Raw genomic sequence first — 21288 nt, 5'->3', positions numbered from 1 at the left:
CGGTGATGCATTACCGCGCGGCCCAGGTTCCAGCGAGCGGGCGTGTCAGTCCTTTGGCACGCGCAAGCTCGCTTCCCAGCCGCTCGCCCGCGGCTCCTCGGGATCGAGAAATACGCGCTCGCCGACGTCGTACGCGAACCAGCCGTTCACCTGGCAAAGATGCGAGAGCGCGGGCACGGGGTTTCCACCTCCCACGACCTCGACCTCGACGCGATCGACGACGTCGCCGGCCGGCAAGGCGAGCCACATCGTGTATTCGCCCTCGTCGAAGATAGCCCGGGACGGATCCGACCAGTCGACGTCGCAAAGGAGCGCCGAGATCGACTCGCGCACGTAGGCGGGCGGGCCCATGGGCCTCGGCCGAAAACCTTGTACGAGCTCGTCCGGCGGAGGGTGACCGTCGAAATTGAACAAGACAACGCGCCAGCTCACCTTTCGATGGGTAGCATTTGCCACCACGACCACCAAGGCGAGGTAGGCATGTCACTCGAACGGAGCAGCGAGGTCAGGCGGGACGACGGCAATGGTGGCGGCCGCGAGGCGCGCGGGCAGCAGGACGACGTGCAAATTCATCCGCCCGGGGTGTCGTGCGATGTCGGGCCCGTGCTGCAGGCGCTTTGCGAGCTGCCGCCGGCGACCATGCCGGAGTCCGTCCTTTCGCTCGAAGAGCTCTCCGACCTGCATTCGTCACGCGAGTTCATCCAGCTCTTGCGCTCGAAGAACGTGGACATCCGGCGCATCCGGGCGGCCGTCGATTACGAGAACGAGCTCGAGAAGCTGCAGGTCGAGCTCGTGAAGATGCAGCGCTGGGTGCAGGAGGAGGGCAAGCGGATCGCGATCCTGTTCGAGGGACGCGACGCGGCGGGCAAAGGCGGCACGATCCGGCGTTTCACGGAGTACCTGAACCCGCGGGCGATGCGCGTGGTGGCCCTGCCCAAGCCGACGGACGAGGAGACGGGGCAATGGTATTTCCAGCGCTACATGCGCCAGCTCCCGAACCGCGGCGAGATCGTGTTCTTCGACCGGAGCTGGTACAACCGCGCCGTCGTCGAGCCCGTGAACGGATTCTGCACGCAGGAGCAATACGAGCGCTTCATGCGCCAGGTGCCGGAGTTCGAGCACATGCTCGTCGAGGACGGCGTGGTGCTCGTGAAGTTCTGGTTCTCGATCTCGAAGGAGATCCAGAGCGCGCGGATCGAGTCGCGCCGGAAGAACCCGCTCAAGCAATGGAAGCTCTCGCCCCTCGACGGCAAAGCCGAGGCGCTGTGGGACAGCTACACGCGGTACAAGGAGATGATGTTTGGCCGGACGCACACGAGCTTCAGCCCGTGGATGATCGTGCAGGCCAACAACAAGCGGAAGGCGCGGCTCGAGAGCATCCGGTACGTGCTGTCGATCCTCGCGTACAGGGGCAAGCAGGACGCGGGCGTCTCGCTCCTGCCCGATCCGAACGTCGTGATGCGTTTCCACCGCGCCGCCCCCAAGGTCGACTGATCCCACACCCGTAGGCACCGTTACCTACATTCCCTGCAGGTTCGTCATCGTGATTTTCACCGATGCGATGCCGAGGGGGCTGCCTGATCGCCAACCCTGCGATTTCAGGTCAGGAAGTACCTGGCCCAGCGCTTGCTCTATCTCTACGCGAGCGCCTGCTCCGGTCCCCCCCCCCGCCGTCGAGTAGGCGCTCTTTTCTTTTGTCCGCTGCCGCCGAGACGCCGCAGCGCGAGCCCGTGGACGCCCTTCCCGGCCGTCCGCTCGCGCCTCCGTCCGTGACGCAGCCGCCGACGTGCCTACGTGGCCCGATGCGCCCGTCGGGCGGGCCCTCGCGCGCGCCTCGTGGGCGGCCGCAGCCGGCTCCGGTCCTGCATGGTTGTCGGCTCGTGGTTGCAGGGTTGAAGGGACGGGCAGGCCATGCTGCGTCAACCCCTCGAATTCAGGTCAGGAAGTGCCTGGCCCAGAGGTTGCTCTATCTCTACGCGAGCGCCTGCTCCGGTCCCCCCCCCCGCCGTCGAGTAGGCGCTCTTTTTTTGCCTTCGCGTCAGGATCGTAATGCAAAACACGGCGTCACGCATTGCGTTGGACGCAGGTTGTCTTGGTAAACGACGCGCCGCGTGCGAAGCGCGTTCCGCGGTGATCCGCGCAAGCGGCTGCGCTGTTCGAGCCACGGGAGCCCCAAAAGCCCGGGAAAAGGGCCGGTTCGTCGCGGGAGCGGTTCTTGCTCGTGGGGAGCCGCAAACGAACATGGTCCCAAGTACCAAGCACGAAGGCTCCTCGTTCCCCCGCCGCGCCGCCGTCCTCGCCGCCCTCGTGGCCACGATGGCCCTCTTGCCGGGGTGCAACGGTCAGGAGCTCGAGCGGTTCCTCGAGGCCCTCGTCCTGCTCGCCATCGTCCTCATCGTCGTGCACCTCGTCGTCTGGGGCGCGATGGTCCTCGTCATCGTGATGAACCTCGTGCACCTCGGGCGCGGCAAGCCGAGCCTCGGCTGGGGCGCGACGTCGATCGCGCTCGGCGCGCTGACGGCCCTGCCGACGGTGTTCTCGATCGTCGAGACCTTCCACGCAGGCGCGCTCGGCTCGCTCCTGCTCTCGGGCGCGCTCTGCTTCCTCGGCTACAAGAACGTCGCGGGCGCGCGTGACCTCGCCCGCTGGCGCAAGCTCGGCGGCGACGACAACCCGGAAAACCCCTGAATCAGGCCGGCGCGTTCGCGGCTTCGAGCACGCGACCCCGGATGGCCACGCGTGAGCGGGGCAGAATCGAAAGCTCGACAGGCTCGCCGCCGCGGCATCGGTCGAAAAATTTGCCGCGCGTCACGAACTTCTCGCCGCCCACGGTGACGTACGTGATCGTCTCGCCGTACGCATTGCCGGTGCTCGAAATGTCGTCGATCTTGCCGGTGATCGTCTGCTTCTCGCCCGCGGCGAGGTCCGCGGCGATGCGCGACACGAGCCGATAACCGAGAAACCAGACGAGAAGGCCCATCGTGATCACGAAGGCGATCCCGAGGCCGACGAGGGCGGGCCCGTTGCCGCCGCGCACGCTGACGAAGAGTTTCACGAGGAAAACGGCGGTCGCGATCGCGGTGATGGTCGCGAACCGGTTCGCCACCGAGCGGCGGCTCGCGAGCTGGGTCGAGACCAGGACGCGATCCTCCGCGGTGAGCGGGGTGCGGGCATCCGTCATGAAGGGACGATCGCAGAGGCGCGGCCGAAAGGAAAGCCCACGCCGCGCCCCTGCGATCGGAGGCGCCTCAGGGGCGCGGCGGCCAGGTCATGTCGAACGAATCGACGGCCTCGCCGGGCGCCTGCATGCTGTTCGACATCTGGGGCTTCGGATCGCCTTCGGCGTCCTTCGCCCCAGGCCCCAGGAACGGCGCGGGCGCGGAGAGCGGCATCGGATCGCCACCACGCGCGCTGCTCCCCTGCGGCAGCCATTGCAGGCTGAGGTGAATGTGGTGGTGGTGGTACGGCCACCCCGAGCCATACGCGAGCCGGCTCGAGAACGAGTTGAGCTCGGACTGGCTGATCCTCCGGCGATCACCGGCGGGGAGCGAGGCGAGCGACTGCGCGGTGGCGCGGATCAGGGGCGCGAGGACGGTGTCCGTGCCGATGACGCGCGTGCGCGGCGAAGCGAAGAGCTTGGCCATGAAGAAGGCCTGGCGAGGCAAGTCGACGATGTGGGTCTTCGCCGCGGTGGACGAGCAATACCCGTCGGCGTGGCTCGCGCCGTCGTTGCACACGATCTCGGCGTCGTTCGAGCCGTCGGTCTGGAAGTACGCGATGTCGATGTTGCCGCCTTGATCATGCGTGCTCTGCGGATGGCGCGGATCGCCGATGTCGTAGCCGGGCGTGACGCCGTCCATCTGGCAGATGTCGATGAGCGAGAGCGGCTTCGTGCCCGGGAACGCCTTTCGCGTCTCGGCGAGGGCGTGGCGCACGAGCATGACGAGCTCGCGCCGGGCAAAGCGATAATTGGAGTACGATGCGAAGTTGTAAGCGTTTCCGAGGACGGAGTCGGAAGGATCCGGGAACGGGAACGGGATCAGGCCGCTGCCGCCGCTGCCGCGCCCCTCGCAATCGGCGAGGGAAAAACCGGCGCCCGTGCAGGTCTGGCCGTCCACGTAAGTGTAATGATCGACGTACAGGCTGTACGTGTTCGTCGCGCCCGCATGACCGAGGACGCGGACGTAATACACCGCGCCGCCTTCCTCGGAATAGAAGCCATAAAATTCGGTGTTCGTCTCCTGGCCGCGCCACGTGTACGGGTACTCGGCGCCGTTGCGGGAGCCGAGCAGGTGTCCCTGCGCATCATACGCCACGAGATCCAGATCCCCGGCCGCGTTATTCATCTGGATACCGACGCGCGCGACGGTGCGCGCGGGCACGACGACACGATACCAGTCTTCATCCCCCTTGGTAATGGAGAGGTTGTTCGTGACGCCGAGCGGCGCTTGCTGGGCGGTCGCGCTCGCATCGTTCGGCTCGAGATCCCCGCGGCCGACCCGCAAGGCGCCCGGCGCTTCGGACGGGCCATCCCCGGCGGCGGAGAGCACCGCCTCGCCCGTCACCTCGGCGGACTCGCCGGACTCGGTGTCGGCCGACGACTCGGCTTCGGACGTGGTGGAGTCCGCCGCGTCGTCGATTTCGGTCTCGCCCTGTTCTCCCTGACAACCATACGTCACGGCGGCGAGGGCCATGACGACGAAGTAAGACCATTCACGGCGTGCAATCATTTGTCTTCCATCCGGTTGAAGTTCCCCCCCGGATGGAACCGAACGTGATTCGAGCGTGCGGCCCGATCAAGCTGGAATGAGCGTTTGCCCGCGGATTCATGGCAGCATTGGCCGATTTTCCGGCCTCGGGCGCGCCGCGCGACGCGCGAAACACGCAAGATCGTCGGCGGCGCTACCGACGCTCGCCAATGCCCCAGAGGCTCCAGCCGTCGCGGAGGTAGATGCGGCCGTCACCGACGCTGATGGCGGGCTCGTTGAGCACGCGATCGAGGACGCGAGGGCGGAAGGCGCGGCACGGGGCCGGCAAGGTCCACCGCCAGAGCCGGGTGAACGGCTCTTCGAGGCGCTCGACGAAAAGGGCCTCGGGGCTCGACCAGGCAATGGCGTGCTCGTCGACGGCGACGATCGACGGCATTTCGGTCGACCAGAGCTCGAACGAGAGGCGCCCGCTCCACGGATCGAACGGCGAGCCGGGCCAGCCCGCGCCGAGCGACGAGGCGCCCCGCGGCGCGCCGGTGTCGGCGTCGAACCGATGGAGATACGCGGCCGTGCCGTCGAAGCCGACGGCCGCGAGCACGCCCCCGCCCGGTCCGCCGATCGAGACGACGTCCCCGGGCACCTGCGCCTCCCAGCGGACGATCCCCGTCGCGGCGTCGATCGCGGCGATCCGGGAAGGCGCGCGGACGGGCCGCTGCGCGAGCAAGCTGCGGAGGAGCGTCTGGAGGGCCTCTCCCATGAGCGCGGGCTCCTCGGCGAGCGCTTCGAGCAGCTCCTCGTCACAAGCGATCTTGCGCGCGGCGTCCTCGGCCACGCGGGTCGATCGATCCAGAACGAAAAACATGCCGGCGCCGGCCCCGGCGACGGTGCGGCTGCGGGCGCCGAGTGACCAGAGGACCTGGCCATCCTCGATCGACCGGGCCACGAGCGTCCCCCGATCGTTGGTGCCGCGCACGGGCGGGGTCACGCCGAGCACGACGTCGGCCGTGGTGGCGAGCATGGCCTCCTCGCTGCCCCAGCGGAGGCCGCGCGTGAAGGAGCGGCATTCGGTGCGGTAAAACCGGACCTGGCGGTAGAGCCATGAAACGAGGTAATGGTCGTCGGCCGCGCGGGCGAGGGGCATCAAGAAGAGCTTGCAGCCGGCGTCGTGGGCGGCGATGCGCATGTCGTTGCCCCGGGCGGCTTCCTCGGCGCCAGGCGAATCGACGAGCGCGATGGCCCCGGCGGGGCTCACGTCGTAGACCTTCAGCGAGGCGTCTTTCTGGTAGACCGGCACGAGCGCGCGGCCGTCGCTCCAGGGGATTGGCAGCCCCGTGTACGCGTCGGTGGCTTCGAGCGGCACGTGGAGGGTGTAAATGGTGCGTCCGGTCGCGCCGTCGACGCATACGGCGGAGGCGTCGTCGCCCGCGAGGAGGACGCCCTGCTCGGCCACGACCGGCCGCTCCAGGAAGCCCGACCAGGGGCGCGGGGCCTGGCTCGAAAAAAGCAGCTCCGGTTCGGTGAGGGGCAGTCGCGGCATGCTCAGGGCTCTCCGAAGGCGATTCCCTGCGACAGGGGCAGGTCCATGCCCCAGTTGAGGGTATTGGTTTGTCGCCGCATGTAGGCTTTCCAGGCATCGGAGCCGCTCTCGCGCCCGCCGCCCGTGTCTTTCTCGCCGCCGAACGCGCCGCCGATCTCCGCGCCGCTCGTGCCGATGTTGACGTTCGCGATCCCGCAATCGCTGCCGGCGTGGGCGAGGAAGGCCTCGGCCTCGATGAGGTGGTGCGTGAAGATCGAGCCGGACAGGCCTTGCGGGACGGCGTTGTGGAGCGCGATCACCTCGTGCATCTCGCGCATGAGCGTCGCGTGATCCGGTGGCCGCGAGGGGCCGCCGTATTCGATGACGTAGACGATCGGCGCGAACGTCTCTTCCTGCACGATACGAAAATCGTTTTTCGCCGCGGCGATGCAAGGCTCGACGTAATGCCCGCCGGGGAACGCGGGACCATCGAGCGGCGCGCCGCCGTAGAGGACCTCGCCGCCCTCCTCTTTCAGCCGCGCGAGGGCCGATTGCATGGCGGCGACGGCGTCGTGGCTGACAAGGGGCCCCATGAGCGTGCCGGGCTCGCGTGGGTCTCCGATACGGACCGAGCGGTACGCACGGACGAGCCGCGTGACGAGCTCGTCACGGACCGAGCGGTGCACGAGGATACGCCGGGTCGAGGTGCAACGTTGCCCGGCGGTGCCGACCGCGCCGAAGAGGATGGCCCGCGTCGCGAGGTCGAGGTCGGCGTGACTCGTGACGATGAGCGCATTGTTGCCGCCGAGCTCCAGCAAGGTGCGGCCGAGCCGCCGGCTGACGACCTCGGCGACGCGCCGGCCCATGCTCGTACTGCCCGTGGCCGAGACGAGCGGCAATCGCGCATCGGCGAGCATGGGCTCTCCGACGTCCTCGACGCTGCCGAACGCGAGGGAGAAGATGGCCGGATCGACGCCGCTCTCGCGGCAGACACGCGCCGCGATGTTCGTCGTGGCAATGGCCGAAAGCGGGGTCTTCGGCGAGGGCTTCCAGACCGTGACGTCGCCGCAGACGGCCGCGATCGCCGCATTCCAGCTCCAGACGGCCACGGGGAAATTGAAGGCGGTAATCACGCCGATGACCCCGAGCGGATGCCATTGCTCGTACATGCGATGCCGCGGCCGCTCGCTGTGCATGGTGAGGCCGTGGAGCTGGCGCGAGAGGCCGCAGGCGAAATCGCAGACGTCGATCATCTCCTGCACTTCGCCCTCGCCCTCGGCCGTGATCTTGCCCATCTCCAGGGTCACGAGAGCGCCGAGGTCCTTCTTGTGCGCGCGCAGGGCGTCGCCGAGCCTGCGCACGACCTCGCCTCGCTTGGGGGCCGGCACCTCGCGCCACGCGCGGAAAGCGGCCTCGGCGCGCCGGGCGATGTGCTCGTACGCGGCGCGGCCGATCGGGCGCACGGAGGCGATCCGCGAGCCGTCGATCGGGGTGATCACGTCGAGCGGCGGGCCGTCGCCGAGCCAGCGCTCGCCGTCGAAGCCGCCGAAATTCTCGTCGCGAGCGAGGCCGAGCCGGGAAAGCAGTTCGTGCATCAGGGGAAGCTCCACGTGCGAGTGTCCGATCATCCCGGGACGAAAGGGAAGATCTCGGCGAAGCTTGGTGCCCCCACGGTCTCGCCCGGGAGCGACCGTGCGAACACGACGGCTCATTCGAAGGGCAGGATCCCGAGGTCGAGCATCGAGCAGTAGTTGCCGGTGCTCGAGACGATCACGTGATCGAGCAGGGGCACGCCCACGACGACGCTGGCCTCGGCGACCTTGCGGGTCATGGCCACGTCGGCGTCCGAGGGCTTGGGGTCGCCACTCGGGTGGTTGTGCACGAGGATCATGGCCGCCGCGGTGTCCTGGAGGGCGACACGCAGGACGTCGCGCGAGGTGATGCCGAGCCCGTGCACGCCGCCCTGGGCGACGCGGCGCGCGCTGCGCAGGCCGTTGCGGCCGTCGAGCGAGATCACCCAGAGCTCCTCGTACTCGCGCCAGGCGAGGCGGCTCGTGAACCACGAGGCCACGGCGGCGGAGTTGCAAACCTCGGGGCGCGGCCGGATCGAGCGCATGAGCGAGCGCCGTCCGATCTCGAGCCCGGCGAGCAGGCGCAGGGCCTTGGCGGTGCCCACGCCGGGGATCTCGGCGATCGCCGAGGGGCCGAGGCGCCCGAGCCCTTCGAGGCCGCCGACCCGGTCGAGCAGCTCGTTCGCGAGGCGAAAGACGGGACATCCAACGAGCCCGGTGCCGAGCACGATGGCGAGCAGATCGGCGTCCGAGAGCATCAAGATCCCCTCTTCGAGCGCGCGTTCGCGCGGGCCGCGTGGCCCGAGCGGCATCGTCTCGAGGAGAGGATCGCTTCGCGTAGCCAGTTCGAGCATCACGTCCATGCCCGGGCTGGAGCAGGATCCAGGCCGCATGGTTTTCCGGGGCCACGCGGGGCCCGGGGGGTGGCGGAACGAAAAATCCGCCTGGCGGGCGCCAGGGGGTCACGGGGGGAAGTACGTGCCGCCGTTCACGTTGCACCCCGATTGCACCTGGCTCGCCTCGAACCAGGGCACGCGATAGTACCATTTTCGCTCGGGGATCCCGAAGACCCGGATTTCGCAGGCCCCCGCGGAGTTCACGACTGCGCAGGGCGTCGTGGACCACGTAAAGCCGTTGGCGATGCAGGTCTGCTGATGGACGCTGGAGGGCGCCTGCGTCGTGTCGAAGACCTCCCAGCACATCGTCGTCTGGTCGCAGGATCCTTCCACGACCGGCTGGCAATCCGTGCCGCAGTCCCCGGGGCAAACCCAGCACGTCTCGTCGCCGTTGCACGCGCCGTCGCCGCATTTCGGGGGGCACACGCCGCAATCCATGGGGCAGCCGGAGCAGGTCTCGCCGCCGTTGCAGAGCCCGTCGCCGCACACGGGCGGGCAGATGCCGCAATCGACGAAGCAGACCTTGCACGTCTCGGCGCCATTGCACATGCCGTCGCCGCACACCGGGGGGCAAACCCCGCAATCCATCGGACAGGTCTCGCAGGTATCGTCGCCGTCACAGATGCCGTTGCCGCATACGGGAGGGCAAAGGCCACAATCGCCGGCGCAGGTGGAGCAGGTCTCCATGCCGTTGCAGGTTCCATCGCCGCAGCTCGCCGGACACATGCCGCAATCGATTGCGCAAACGGCGCAGCTCTCCATGCCGTCGCAGGTTCCATCGCCGCAGAAGGGCGGGCAGATGCCGCAATCCATGGGGCAAACCGCGCAGCTCTCCATGCCGCTACACGTCCCGTCGCCGCAGGACGGCGGGCAACCCCCGCAATCCGCGGGACAAACGGCGCAGTTTTCGGTCCCCTGACACATGCCGTCGCCACACGCGGGGGGACAGTCCCCGCAATCCGCGGGGCAGGACGAGCACGTCTCGGTCCCCTTGCACGTGTCGTCTCCACAAAACTCGGGTATCGGGGGCGGCGGGGCGGGAGGGCTCGTCCCGTCTCCCTCCGCGACACACGCCGGCAGAAGCCTCGAGGCGGCGAGGGACGCGGCGAGCGCCCACGGAAAACGAAGTCGAAGCATGATCGGTCTCCTGGCAGGGTGGACATCCGAGCGAAACGGCAACCCGCGTGCCATCACCAGGAGCCCTCCGAGAGGCGGGAGGCCACACAAAAGGCGGTCGATTCAGCGCCGGAGACGCCGGATCCGCAGGCTGGAGGCATCGGCAGGCGCTTGCTCGGGCCGTCGGTGGCAGCAGGTCTCGCGGCGCTCAGCGCGCGTCGAGCTCGCGCCTTCGCTCGGCGATCCACGCGCGGGCCTCCGCCTCGGTCGTGAAGAACCGCGTGGGATTGTCGCTACCGCCGTACAGCAGGGAGATGGCGCGGGTCACGAGGCCGGCGAGGACCCGCATGTGCGGCGAGGCGCCGACGACGGCCGTGCCGCGCAGCGCGAGGTCCTTGCCGCCCTCGGCCGAAGCAGTGCGCGCCTCGCGCGTGATACGCCCCATCTTCGACATGTCGACGAGGAGAAAGACGCGAGGTTTTCCCAGGGTGAACGCGCGCGACACTCGGCTGAGCTCCGCCGAGGTCGGGCCGTCGAGATCCCCGAAATAAGCCAGGTACGAGAGATCCGGCGGCTCCCAGCGAAAAAGATGGGCGCCGATCCGGATCTCCGACGGAGCGTCCTCGCGGGAATCGTTTGCCATGGCAGGATCAGGACAGGGCGAGCGGACGACTGGCTCCGCATGATCCTACCTCGGCGTGATCCAAAGCTTTTCGGGTTTTCGAAGGAGCCGAGGACGATCGCTCGTCACGGCCTGACGCAGGGGCATTACATCGAGGTTTGGCCGCATCCGACCACACGCATGGAGCCGACAGTCAATGCAATGGCGGGATGATCACTCGACCCGGACAACCGCCTCTTCCGGCAAACTCGCCGCGAACGCATCCCGCGCCGTCCGCACCTTCTCCGCGTCACGCCCGTCGAACGTCAGCTTCGTCCGATATTCGAGTGCGCTCCACCGCGGATACGAGCCGATCTCCACGTCCGGGTGCTCCGAGACCACGCGGTCGAGCATCGGCTTGATCGTCCCCTCGTCCAGCGTCGTGAACACCGCGTGCGAGATGAACGGCCTGTCCGCGCCGAGCTCCTCCGTGATCAGCGGGATCTTCGCCTGGAAGATCTCCGGCACGCCCGGCAGGATCCACACGTTGTTCATCACCACCGTCGGCCACGGCATCGACTTCGACGCGGCGAGCCGCGCGCCGTGCGGCATGCGCGCCATCAAGAGGTGCCCCTCCGTCAGCTTCTCGCCGTAGTAGGTCCGCAGCATCGCCTCCATCGAGGGATCGCTCACGACATGCGTGCCGAACGCTCGCGCCACGCCGTCGATCGTGACGTCGTCGTGTGTCGGGCCCACCCCGCCCGACGTGAAGAGCCAGTCGTGCGTCTTCGAGAGCGTCCGCACTTCCTCGGCGATGACGTCGACCTCGTCGAGCACCATCACCACGCGCCGGAAGACCACGCCGAGCGAACGCAGCGCCCGCGCGAGCACGACCACGTTCGCGTCCGCGATCTTGCCGCTGAGCAGCTCGTTGCCGATGATGAGCGCCGCCGCCGTTCGCACGGGAAAACTCCTAGCTCTCGAACTCGCGCACGATGGGCTTGCCCTGCGCGTCGATGCCGAGCAGCTCCTCGACCCGACGCTCGGCCCGGTCGAGCCGCTCCTTCGCCGCACGCGCCAGGCGCACGCCCTCCTCGAAGAGCGCGAGCGATCGCTCGAGCGGCAGCTCCCCGCCTTCGAGCTCCTCCACGATCGCGGAGAGCCTCCGCGTGGACTCCTCGAACGAGAGCGCAGACGCCTGCTCCGCTCCGGCAGGCTTGGTCATCGAAGCCGTCTCTTGGCTCATGGCGACCCAGCGTCCCCCGGGATGGCCTCGGGCGCAAGCGTGAGCGCGGCAGGGCCGTCCGGCAGGCCCGGGACGAGCACCACGCCGTCCGGATCCGCCACGATCGGCACGGCCACGCCATCCGACCGGACGAGCCGCGCCGCGCGCCCCTGGATCGACGCGAGCGCCGAAGGCGCGTTCGCCACGAGCGAGATCCACGCGACCGGGCCACGAGGCACCGTCAGCGTCGGCAGAAGCGTGCGTCCGGACAAAGCCGCGCGCGCGAGGGCGCGGACCTGGTCGTCCGGATCGAGGTCGCGCGCGAGCTCGAGCGTCACCACGCGCAAGGGCTCGCGACGCGCGGAGAGCGCACGCACGACGGCGCGGCGCACGGTCGGATCGTCCTCGAAGCGATAAGCGTTCGCGAGCAGCGACGTCGCGTCCGGCTCGGGGTCGAGCGCGAGGCCGAGCGCCGTGTGCGCGCGGATGACCGGGTCGGTGCCGGCGAGCAGGCGCTTGATGCGGCTGCGAATCGCCTCGTCGTCGCGGCTCGGCAAGGCGCGCGCGGCGAGCGGCGCGAGCGGGCTCTCCCCTTCGGCCCAGCGCGCGAGCAGCGCCGTCGGCAGGCCCGCGCCGCTCGGATCCGCGAGGAGCGCGACGCCCGCCGCGACCTCGATCGCCGAAGGTGCGTCCCCCTTCGACGCTTGGGGCTTCGGGTCGCCTTCGGCGCCCTGCGCCCCAAACCCCCGCCCCGCCGCCTTCGCGCCGAGCACGCGCGCGAGCTCCGCCGGCGCGTCGTTCTTGCCGATCGCCGCGCGCGAGAGCGAGGCGCGCGCCACCGCGGCCACGATCGCCACGTCGCACGGGCGTTTCTCGGGGCAAGCGGCGTCGAGCGCGGCGCGCACGCTCGTCCGGCCCGTCGCGACCCGGCCGAAGACGCTCACCGCGCGGTCGGCCGGATCCTTCTCGTTCGCCATGGCATCGAGCGCTTCCCCGAGGCCGCTCGGTTCGTCGCCGAGCACGAGCGCGCGCACGAGCGCCGCGCGCGTGATCAGCCGGCGCGGCGCGCCCTTCTTCGCCGACGTGCTCCCGAGCGCCCGTTCGAGGGACGCGCGCGCGTCCTTGCCCGGCATGCGCGCGAGCGCGAACGCCGCCGCCGTCGCATGCTCGGGCTTGCCGAGCTGCGCGAGCAGCGCCGTCGCGGCCTCCGGCCCGCCCGCGCGACCGATCGCCGCGATGGCTTGCTCCCGATCGTCGCCGTCGAGCGCTTCGAGCGCCGCGACGAGTGGTTTGACCAGCGCCGGCGAGGGCGCGGTGAGCGCGAGGCGCACGCCGTCGAGGCGCGTCGGGCCTGCTGCGAGCAGCGCGGCGATCGCCTCGGCCGCGCCGTCTGCGCCGAGCCGCGCGAGCACCTCGGCGCCTGCGCGCTTCTGCTTCACGTCGTCGTTCTTCACCCACGTGCGCGCCGCCGCTTGCGCGCTCGTGTCGCCGAGACGCGCGAGCGCGAGCGCCGCGGCGGCGCGGTAGGTCGGATCCGTGTCCTCGAGCGCCTGCCGGAGCCGCGGGATCGCTCGCACGTCCCCGAGGTCGCCGAGCAGCGCCGCGAGGGCCGGCTCGATCCGACGACGCCCTTCCAGCAGCGGCGCGATCGACGCGGGCGGGTACACCACGAGCGCCGCCGACGCCGCTTCTCCGCCCGGCCCGCCTTGCATCACCGCGCCCACGAGCGCCGACAGGGCCTTCTTGTCGCGGCTCCTCGCGAGCGCGAGCGCCGCGGCCCCGCGCGCGAGCCCCCCGTGCGACGCCGCGCGCGCCTCGGGACCACCTTCCGAGAGCTCACGCATGAGCAGCGGCCGCACCGCCTCGCGATCGGCGTGCGCCGCGAGGATCCGCACGCCTTCGAGCCGCGTGCGTCCGTCGCGCGTCAGGATCGACGACTGCTCGAACGCGTTCGTCAGGGCGTCGATCGCCTCGGGCGTCCCGATCGCCCCGAGCCTGCGCACGCCGCGCAGCCGCTCCTCGACCGAGCCCGACACGAGCAGCCGCTCGGCCACGGGCACGCCGAACGAACCACGGAGCGTCCCGCGGGGCGGAACGGAAACCTCGCCGTACTCGTCTTCATCGACGGCCCTGCGCCCGACGCCCACCGCGATCCCTTGCGCGCTCGCCACGACGGGCGCGAGCGAGAGCGCGGCGAACGTGAGCGACGCGAAGAGGGCGAACGAACGGCGCATGACGGGGGCAACTATCGACGACGGGAGGCGGGTTGTCACGCCTCATCCTCGGGGGGTTCTAGGCCCGAGCGAGCGCGGCCCGGAAGTCGCGGAGGCTTTCGTCGAGCTGCCTCGGCGTCACCTTGACCTCGGCGAAGACGCGCTGGGTCCCTGCGGGATCGGTCTTCAGGTTCGCGATGATCGTGTCGAGATCCTTCTTGGCCTCGAGCACGGCCACGCGCAGCTTGTCCTTGGGCCCGAGGTCGCTCGTCGCAGCGCCGCGAAGCTTGTCCAGGCATTCGGCGAGCTTCACGCCCCGGAGGTTCGCCACACGGGAATCGTCCCTCGGCCCGCCGGCATTCGAATACGCGGTGAGGGTATTGCTCCCGCGCGCGGCGAGGTACTTCCACATCGCGGACGCGACGGTCGGGACCGTGTTCATGGTCGCCTTCGGTTGCAAGCCCACCGCCGCGAGGACCTTCTTGTACGACTTGCTGTAATTCTCGGCCGCGCGCGGCTCGACCACGCTTCCGGGGTCCTTCCCCTGCGCCTGCAAGGACTTGCTGGCGGTATTGCCCGCTCCGGTGAACATCTTGGTGAAGAAGCTCAGCATGTGCTTCACCGAAATGGCGGGGTGTCCTTCGCTCTTCAGGAACAGAGCCGACGAGGCCGATGCGACGCTCTCGAGCTGGACGAGGAGCTCCTTGTATCCCTTGAGGAATTGCCAGCCGTCTCCCGCGGTCTTGCCATGCTCGCTGAGATGGCTGGACCAGCGGCCCGGCAGCGCGTCGTACCCTTGTCTCACCTGCCCCGGATTCTCGAGCTCGATCATGTACGAGCCCTTCTCGAGGGGCTGATGAATCCAGCACGCGACGTACAGGGCCTGAAACCCGTCGCGGTCCACCCCCGACCGGAGGAGCGCGCTCACGGGTTCACTTCCTTCCCCGAACCGATCCTTCAAGTACCTGGACCAATCGGCTGGCGTCTGGAAGTCCGGGCCAAAGATCTTGTCCTTGTCGCTCCTCTTGCTTTCACCCTTGATGAGGTCGACGAGCGTGGGCATCGCTCACCTCGCCCCGGGCTTCTTCGCCTTTGCCATCTGGTCCTCGGCCTGCGCGACGGCCTCGTTCAGCGTCTTCAGCGCGTCGATCGCCTGCGCCGAGCCCTGCCGATCGATGTCGAGCTGCAGGCCACAGCCCGCGCAAAAAATGGAGCTGCCGGTCAGGATCTGCTCGATCGTCGCCTTGATCTTGAAATTGCAGCACGGGCACGGGAAACCATGATTGTCGGACTGAGCCTTCAACCCTTGCAGCATGACGATCCTCTCCTTGCTCGATGGTCCTGGTTCGTGCGATTGCGTTATTCAGGCTTGCCGGCAGGCACACCGGTGACCTGGATGCTGTTGCCGAGCAGCCCGAAGATGCCCGTGAGCCCCGCGGGTACGTCGCAGCGCGACATCGTCAGCGAGAACTTGATGTTGGTCGTCTCGGACGCGGCGTCGCTCTTCGGCTGCGCGTCCGCCGCGATCCTCGCGAGCAGCTTCGGCGCTTGCGAATCCCCCTGGCTCATCTCCACGATCTTCGTCGTGAACGAGATCTCCGCCTTGTCGATGCCGAGAATGGGGATCGGCACGAGCGTCAAGAGCGGCACGGAGACGGTGTATCGCTTGACGCCCACGCCCGGCACGACCTGCTGGTAGCTGAATTGCACCGTGCGCAGCTCGCCCTTCTCGTCGAACCCCACACTCTGGATGAAGTCCGACGTGGCCTTGGCGGCCATTCCATCCGCGTCGACGATGTCGCGGACGAGGCTCCCCACGAGCTGACTCAACGGGATCTGAGAAACGGTGTTCTCCGGCATGACGGACTCCTACACGCTCGCGTGTGGCGCTTCGGCCGTGACCCCGTGGAGCCGCGGCACGCCCGACGCGTCGATCTCGATGGATATCTTCACGACCATGAGCGGCCCCGGCTCCGCTCGATCCTGCGCCGCGATCGGCCATTCGAACGTGCACACGACGTGGGTCGGGCGCAGGCTCGAATGAAAACGCTCCACCTGCTGCGCGCCGGAGAGCTCGCGCGCAGGCACGCGAGCGAGCGCGAGCCCTCGCTCGATTTCATCGAGCACTGCGGTGACCATCCGCTCGACTCGCTCCTGCATCGACGCTCACCCCGAACCGCAACAGGTGGAGATCGCGGCCATCGCCCTCGTTCAGCTCACGTCGTCTTCCCGGGCACCGCCTTGATGGCGTCGTTCAGCATGTTGAGCACCTTCGAGGTGCCCGCAGGCATGTCGTGCCCCGTGGCGTGCACGTTGACGTTGACCGTGTACTCGACGGAGTACTTCGAATCCCTCGTCGAGCTCGAGTCCGACTTGCTCGAGTAGCTCCCTTTGAAATTGACCTTGTCGAAGAGGAAGCCGAAGGATCCGCTGGTCTCGCCTCCCGTCTGGTTCTCCGTGCTCTGCTTCGCTTCGAAGCTCGACGTGGCATTGATGGCCGCCTTGAAGTTGATGTCCATCGTCTCGACCAGCAGGTACGGAATCGGCACCAGGGTCAGGAGCGGCACCGTGAGCTGCGCCGTATCGGCGCCCCTCGAAAACGTGAACGTGACGGACATCACGGCAGTCGGGGCCTTGCCGTCCGACCCGTTGGGGTTGCCGTCCTTGTCCAGGCCAAAGAGGACACCCAGCACGTACTTCAGCGTGGCGTTCGCCGCCAAGGTCTGCGCTTCGACGCCGGCGACGAGCGGGCCGCCGATGATCGCCCCGAAGGGGATCTGGCTGAGGAGCTGCGTTGCGGCTGCTTGATCGCCGTTGTTATTCGAACCGGTACCTGTACCGTTGTCGCTCATGGGAAGACTCCTTTTGGATGCCGCCGGCCGCCGAAAACGGAATAACCACCGGAGCACCGCAAGAACGAGGTACGCGGGTCGAGATACGCCGCTTGGCCGAAAAGAACGATTCATGGCGCCCACGCACGACACACGTCGCCGTCGCGTGGGACCACGCCCGCGAATCACGGCAAAGCAGCGAGACGCAGACCCTCGAGCCAAAGAGTCGCGAGCCCCGGCTGCGGTCATCGGCCGCCCGCCGGTGTTCTACAGATACGGCCGGTCGATCCTCGGGAGCAACAGATTTTCGCCCGTTCACGGGAGCGTAACGAATTCGTACGATCCCGGCGCGCCGAGACAAACAATTTGACAGCGAAACGCGCGAGAAACCGATCCCTTTTCGATCCAGTCAAACGCAGGAGATCCTCTCGTACGGATGGACCAACGATATCGGCGCGTCGCGCTTCGCCGTGTTTCGCCGCGGATTCGATCCCCATTTCGCGCCCGGACGCACACTCCCGGCGCACCCCCCTGGATCACCTCCGATCCACGTGCCAGATCACAACACGGAGCCACGCCCCTCACCGGGTCGGTCGGCAGCGCAGTTTCCGCCGCGATCCGTGGCGTTCCTGCGGGCGGTGACGCCCCCTCGCCCGCGTCGCCATGGGCCTCCGCTCGCGCAGGCTCCGCGCGTCGCGCCCAACCGTTCCACGAGACCGACGCCGGGGCGACCGAGCGATCCGCGACCCGCCGCGCCGGGCCCCGCGTCCCTGTCAAGACCCATCTCGCCGTGTCGCCGTGAGCGCGAACCCCCGTCTCCGTCACGACCACGCAGTTTTCCGTATCGTCAGAACGGAACGAAATTGCTGGTCGGCCCGGCGGCCAGCAACTACGTTACGTCACCCGTCGGGGGGACCGAGGAGGAAAGCAGCAACGATGTTGTCCGTGCGTCATCTGGAGAAATTCGTCACGGCCTCCGCGAATCGGGTCTGGCCGGTGATGCAGACGCTGAACACGCTCGGCCCGGAGGCCCTGCCGTTCAAGCCTCGATGGAGCGATCGCCCCATCCCGCGCGGCAAGGAGCGGACGAAGCCGCCGCTCGGCTGGCCTCGGGTGACGGACAGCTTGTGCCCCACGTGCGTCAAGGAAGCGCGCGCCGAGATCCTGCGCGGCGACGCGGACTGGACGAAGCTCGTCTCGGACAACCCCGGAGAGATCAAGGCGCACATCGTCGAGCGCGACGGCCAGATCCGGATGGAGAAGGAGTGCCCGAAGCACGGCCGCGTGAGCGACGTCATCTCGATCGATCCGAAATTCCTCGCGCGGATCGAGAGCCTCTTCCAGGGCCGCGACGTGGTGATGACGCCCGATCGCATCCACCAGCACGGATCGAGCTCGATCAAGTACGGCCGCGGCGCGGTGCTCACGGTCGACCTCACGAATCGCTGCAACATGATGTGCGACCCGTGCTTCATGGACGCGAATCAGGTCGGCTACGTGCACGAGCTCTCCTGGGAGGAGATCACGCAGATCCTGGACGACGCGGCCGAAGTGCGGCCGAGGCGGCAGATGTCGATCCAGTTCTCGGGCGGCGAGCCCACGCTCTCGCCCCATTTCCTCGACGCGATCCGTTATGCCCGCAAGAAGGGCTATTTCGCCGTGCAATGCGCGACGAATGGCCTGCGCTTCGCGCAGGAGCCCGGCTTCGCCAAGCAATGCAAGGAGGCGGGCCTGCGCATGGCCTACCTCCAGTTCGACGGGGTCACGAACGAGGCGAACAGCCACCGCAAGATCGCGAACCTCTACGACGTGAAGCTCCGCGCGATCGAGGAGCTCGCGGCGGCGGGCATCGACGTCATCCTGGTCGTGACCGTCGTCAATGGCGTGAACAACGACATGGTCGGCCCGATCATCGAGTTCGCGATCGAGAACGCCGACAAGGTCACGGTCGTGAGCTTCCAGCCCGTGAGCTTCACCGGCCGCGACGAGGACATCTCCGACGAGCTGCGCGAAAAGCAAAGATACACGCTGAGCCACCTCGCGCGCGACGTGAAGGCGCAGACCGGCGTCACCGAGCCATTGCGCGATTGGTTCCCGCTCTCGGCGCTCTCGCCGTTCGGCGACGTCGTCGATCTGCTCGACGGACCGGACAAGGATTTCGGCCAGCTCAATTGCGGGTGTCACCCGAACTGCGGCATCGGCACCGTGCTCTTCGTCAACAAGAAGACGAAGCAGATGGTCCCCTTGCTCGAGTTCCTCGACATGGAGGGCATCCTGCGCGATTTCCGGACGATCTTCGACGCGGGCCGGGGCTCGAAATGGACGAAGGCGCAGGTGCTCACGAGCATCCTCCGCCATTACAAGCCGGAGAAGGCGCCGCCCGGGTTCGACGTGAAGACGCTCGTGAAGCAGTTCATGAGCCAGACGGGCGCGGCGCACGCGGGCGAGAACGACGCGAAGGAATACGAGTGGCGCGTGCTCTTCGTCGCCGGCATGTGGTTCCAGGACCTCTTCAATTACGATTTCCGCCGGACGGAGATGTGCATCATCCCCTACGGCACGCAGATGGGCGAGATCAGCTTCTGCGCCTACAACACGGGCGTCGGCTGGCGCAACGTGCTCGAAAAGATCAAGGCGAACGCCACGGTCGCCGAGTGGTACCGCAAATACGGCAGGCACCCGATCTACGCGAAAAACAAGGACCTCGCCCTGCCCGAATTCGAGAACTCCATCACCGTGAAGGAGCACGAGCTCGCCAAGCAGGAGCGGAAGAAGGCCGTCCGCTTGCCGATCGTGTCGTCCTAGGCCCTTTCCGCCGAAGGCGCCGCCCGCCGAACATGGTCGGCGCCGAACCCTCGTTCAGCCACGCCCAGACGGTCGCCCCTCGCTCGAAGCGAACCACGCCTCGATCTGCGCGAGCGTCTGAAACACGCCCGCCCCGTCGTCGGCGGCGCTGTGCGCGACGAGCGTCGCGAGCCCGTGTTGCCGCGGCGTCGAGACGAGCCACGCCGTCCGGATCTGCCGCCGCCGGAGGAGCTTCTGGCACGTGCCGAGGCCGACGCGCGCCATCACCGTGAAATCCGTGAGCCCGCGGATGTCGATGAGCACGAGCTTCGTGCTCGCCTGGCTCGCGAGCGCGTCCACGGTCTTCGCCGTGAGCTCCTCCGCGATCAGATCCCCGAGCGCACCGCCGATCTCGATCGTCACCCGATCGGGCGGAGTCATCGTGAGTTGGAAGCGGTGTTGCGCCATCGAGGCAGACCACCCACCATCCTACGCGAACCCCGCGCTCGTCAACCACCTTACGTCATCGACCCCAACGGATTCCTTCGGTCAGGATTTATTCCGTCCAAGGGACACTCACATCACTCGGGCTCGGGGCAGCCGTCGTCGTCGTCCTTGCCGTCCTCGTCTTCTTTGGTCTTGGGGCACTTGTCTTCGTTGTCCGGCACGCCGTCGTCGTCGTTGTCGCCGTCGGGGCAGCCGTCGTGGTCCTCGAAGCCGTCCTTGTCCTCGGCGAGCTCGCGGCACTGGTCGGCCTCGTCCGGCACGCCGTCCTCGTCGACGTCGCGCACGCGCGGGGCCCAGCCGATGCCGAGCATCACGCGAAGAGGTCCGGTGCCGACGCCGCCGAAAAACCCGCGCGACGCGCCGGCGAGGACCGAAAAGTCCCCGAGCTGCGCCCGCGCCCCGAGCGCCGCCTCGAACGCGGTGAGGGTACGGTTCTGGAAAGGCTCCAGGGGGTAGATCGGCACGTGCCCGTTCGTCTCGAGGAACACGGTGAAACGGCCGGCCTCGTCGATGCCGAGGGCCTGGGGCCGGAAGGAGAGGCCAAACGAGAAGGGGAGCTCGTGCCCGACACGCTGGCGGCAGCCTAAAGGATCGGTGAGAGGGATGTGGGCGCAGGCGAAACGCTCGGTCTCCGCGCGGAGCTTGACGCCCGCGGCGAGGTGGAAGCCGAGGACGAGGAGGCGGTACTCGGCGAGCAGGCGCGTGGTGCTGGTGATCGCGCCTTCGCCGAGGAAGGAGCCGCGATCGCCGGTGGGCACGGTGAACCGCTCGTGGAGGCCGAGGGCAAACCCGCCGAGGTCGCCGCCGGTGGGTTTGACGATGACGAGCTTGCCGGTGAACGCGAGGTCGCCGAGGGCCTGCTGGGGGATGTTCGTCGGTCCGAGCGTGGCGACGGAGTCGAAGTCGGGGGTGTCGCCCTTCTGGTACAGGGCGAAGGGCAAGTCGGCGCCGAAGGAGAGGCGGCCGAGGGCGCCGATGTTGGCGACGAGGTCGCCGGTGAGCTGATGGGTGAGGACGTCGAACACATGCTCGTTCGTCGCAGGATCCCGGAGCGTGATTGGTTTGTACGCGTACGAACCGTAGACGGCGATGTTCCAGTCGCCGTGCGCGGGCGTGGAGACAGGTTCGAGGAAGAGGCCCGCCGCAGGATCGGTGGAAGGATGGTACCCGCGCAGATCGAGCGAGGGCACGGGATCAGGCTCGACGGCCGCGGCCGAGCGCGCCACGAGGGACGCGGCGAGCGCGAGGCCCGTGGCAAGACGCGAAGAGAAGAAAGGCATGACGCGGGCGTAGGTTAGCCCAGGTGAAACCTCGGGGAA

The 21288-nt window shown here is 68.3% G+C and carries 21 protein-coding genes; 3 read left to right on the top strand and 18 right to left on the bottom strand.

Annotation, left to right across the window (positions count from 1 at the left end; translation table 11 throughout):
* Positions 1–45: 45 nt before the first annotated feature.
* Positions 46–432 carry a hypothetical protein gene (locus QHF84_RS45850; protein WP_281319958.1) on the bottom strand — a complete coding sequence of 129 codons (387 nt, stop codon included), beginning with the start codon at positions 430–432 and terminating at the stop codon, positions 46–48.
* 48 nt (positions 433–480) lie between these two features.
* Here QHF84_RS45850 and ppk2 point away from each other — a divergent pair, with 48 nt between their 5' ends.
* Both ppk2 and QHF84_RS45840 read left to right on the top strand, forming a co-directional pair.
* On the top strand, positions 481–1494 hold the full coding sequence (gene ppk2, locus QHF84_RS45845; protein ID WP_281319957.1) for a polyphosphate kinase 2: 1014 nt from the start codon (positions 481–483) through the stop codon (positions 1492–1494).
* A gap of 747 nt (positions 1495–2241) precedes the next feature.
* Positions 2242–2688 carry a hypothetical protein gene (locus QHF84_RS45840; RefSeq protein WP_281319956.1) on the top strand — a complete coding sequence of 149 codons (447 nt, stop codon included), beginning with the start codon at positions 2242–2244 and terminating at the stop codon, positions 2686–2688.
* Position 2689: 1 nt separating this feature from the next.
* Here QHF84_RS45840 and QHF84_RS45835 read toward each other — a convergent pair whose 3' ends face one another.
* The 15 genes from QHF84_RS45835 to QHF84_RS45765 all read right to left on the bottom strand — a co-directional run bounded on the left by QHF84_RS45835 (position 2690) and on the right by QHF84_RS45765 (position 16699).
* Positions 2690–3181, bottom strand: coding sequence for a hypothetical protein (locus tag QHF84_RS45835; RefSeq protein ID WP_281319955.1), 492 nt, complete (start codon positions 3179–3181; stop codon positions 2690–2692).
* Between the two features lie 67 nt (positions 3182–3248).
* Entirely contained in the window at positions 3249–4730 is a 1482-nt protein-coding gene (locus QHF84_RS45830) for a PPC domain-containing protein (RefSeq protein ID WP_281319954.1), read from the bottom strand.
* A 172-nt stretch (positions 4731–4902) separates the two neighbouring features.
* Positions 4903–6246 carry a PQQ-binding-like beta-propeller repeat protein gene (locus QHF84_RS45825; protein ID WP_281319953.1) on the bottom strand — a complete coding sequence of 448 codons (1344 nt, stop codon included), beginning with the start codon at positions 6244–6246 and terminating at the stop codon, positions 4903–4905.
* A gap of 2 nt (positions 6247–6248) precedes the next feature.
* Positions 6249–7820 (bottom strand): aldehyde dehydrogenase family protein, encoded by a 1572-nt coding sequence (locus QHF84_RS45820; protein ID WP_281319952.1) that lies wholly within the window; start codon positions 7818–7820, stop codon positions 6249–6251.
* A 113-nt stretch (positions 7821–7933) separates the two neighbouring features.
* Positions 7934–8650, bottom strand: coding sequence for a DNA repair protein RadC (gene radC, locus QHF84_RS45815; protein WP_281319951.1), 717 nt, complete (start codon positions 8648–8650; stop codon positions 7934–7936).
* Positions 8651–8758: 108 nt separating this feature from the next.
* Positions 8759–9829, bottom strand: coding sequence for a hypothetical protein (locus QHF84_RS45810; RefSeq protein WP_281319950.1), 1071 nt, complete (start codon positions 9827–9829; stop codon positions 8759–8761).
* A gap of 187 nt (positions 9830–10016) precedes the next feature.
* Positions 10017–10451: an STAS/SEC14 domain-containing protein gene (locus tag QHF84_RS45805; protein ID WP_281319949.1), complete on the bottom strand. Its 435-nt coding sequence runs from the start codon at positions 10449–10451 to the stop codon at positions 10017–10019.
* Positions 10452–10643: 192 nt separating this feature from the next.
* On the bottom strand, positions 10644–11372 hold the full coding sequence (locus QHF84_RS45800) for a molybdopterin-binding protein (RefSeq protein WP_281319948.1): 729 nt from the start codon (positions 11370–11372) through the stop codon (positions 10644–10646).
* 10 nt (positions 11373–11382) lie between these two features.
* On the bottom strand, positions 11383–11655 hold the full coding sequence (xseB, locus tag QHF84_RS45795; protein WP_281319947.1) for an exodeoxyribonuclease VII small subunit: 273 nt from the start codon (positions 11653–11655) through the stop codon (positions 11383–11385).
* Positions 11652–13868, bottom strand: a complete 2217-nt coding sequence (locus QHF84_RS45790) for a HEAT repeat domain-containing protein (RefSeq protein WP_281319946.1) — start codon at positions 13866–13868, stop codon at positions 11652–11654. The genes xseB and QHF84_RS45790 overlap by 4 nt, the downstream gene beginning before the upstream one ends.
* A gap of 58 nt (positions 13869–13926) precedes the next feature.
* Positions 13927–14910 carry a hypothetical protein gene (locus tag QHF84_RS45785; protein ID WP_281319945.1) on the bottom strand — a complete coding sequence of 328 codons (984 nt, stop codon included), beginning with the start codon at positions 14908–14910 and terminating at the stop codon, positions 13927–13929.
* Between the two features lie 3 nt (positions 14911–14913).
* The gene (locus QHF84_RS45780) at positions 14914–15162 is read right to left on the bottom strand and encodes a hypothetical protein (RefSeq protein WP_281319944.1); all 249 of its coding nucleotides are present in this window, start codon (positions 15160–15162) and stop codon (positions 14914–14916) included.
* A 44-nt stretch (positions 15163–15206) separates the two neighbouring features.
* Positions 15207–15707 (bottom strand): DUF2589 domain-containing protein, encoded by a 501-nt coding sequence (locus QHF84_RS45775; protein ID WP_281319943.1) that lies wholly within the window; start codon positions 15705–15707, stop codon positions 15207–15209.
* Positions 15708–15716: 9 nt separating this feature from the next.
* The gene (locus QHF84_RS45770; protein WP_281319942.1) at positions 15717–16007 is read right to left on the bottom strand and encodes a hypothetical protein; all 291 of its coding nucleotides are present in this window, start codon (positions 16005–16007) and stop codon (positions 15717–15719) included.
* Positions 16008–16063: 56 nt separating this feature from the next.
* Positions 16064–16699 (bottom strand): DUF2589 domain-containing protein, encoded by a 636-nt coding sequence (locus tag QHF84_RS45765; protein WP_281319941.1) that lies wholly within the window; start codon positions 16697–16699, stop codon positions 16064–16066.
* Between the two features lie 915 nt (positions 16700–17614).
* On the opposite strand from QHF84_RS45765, the gene QHF84_RS45760 reads away from it, so the two are divergent.
* Positions 17615–19483: a radical SAM protein gene (locus tag QHF84_RS45760; protein WP_281319940.1), complete on the top strand. Its 1869-nt coding sequence runs from the start codon at positions 17615–17617 to the stop codon at positions 19481–19483.
* Positions 19484–19537: 54 nt separating this feature from the next.
* On the opposite strand, the gene QHF84_RS45755 is transcribed toward QHF84_RS45760, so the two are convergent.
* Positions 19538–19903, bottom strand: coding sequence for a hypothetical protein (locus QHF84_RS45755; protein WP_281319939.1), 366 nt, complete (start codon positions 19901–19903; stop codon positions 19538–19540).
* Between the two features lie 140 nt (positions 19904–20043).
* Positions 20044–21249: a hypothetical protein gene (locus tag QHF84_RS45750; protein WP_281319938.1), complete on the bottom strand. Its 1206-nt coding sequence runs from the start codon at positions 21247–21249 to the stop codon at positions 20044–20046.
* Positions 21250–21288 lie beyond the last annotated feature (39 nt).

This window comes from Polyangium sp. y55x31, from assembly GCF_029946505.1.
Taxonomy (GTDB): Bacteria; Myxococcota_A; Polyangia; order Polyangiales; family Polyangiaceae; genus Polyangium.
The sequence above is the reverse complement of the archived record's forward strand: the minus strand, read 5'-3'. Positions and strand labels throughout refer to the sequence as shown.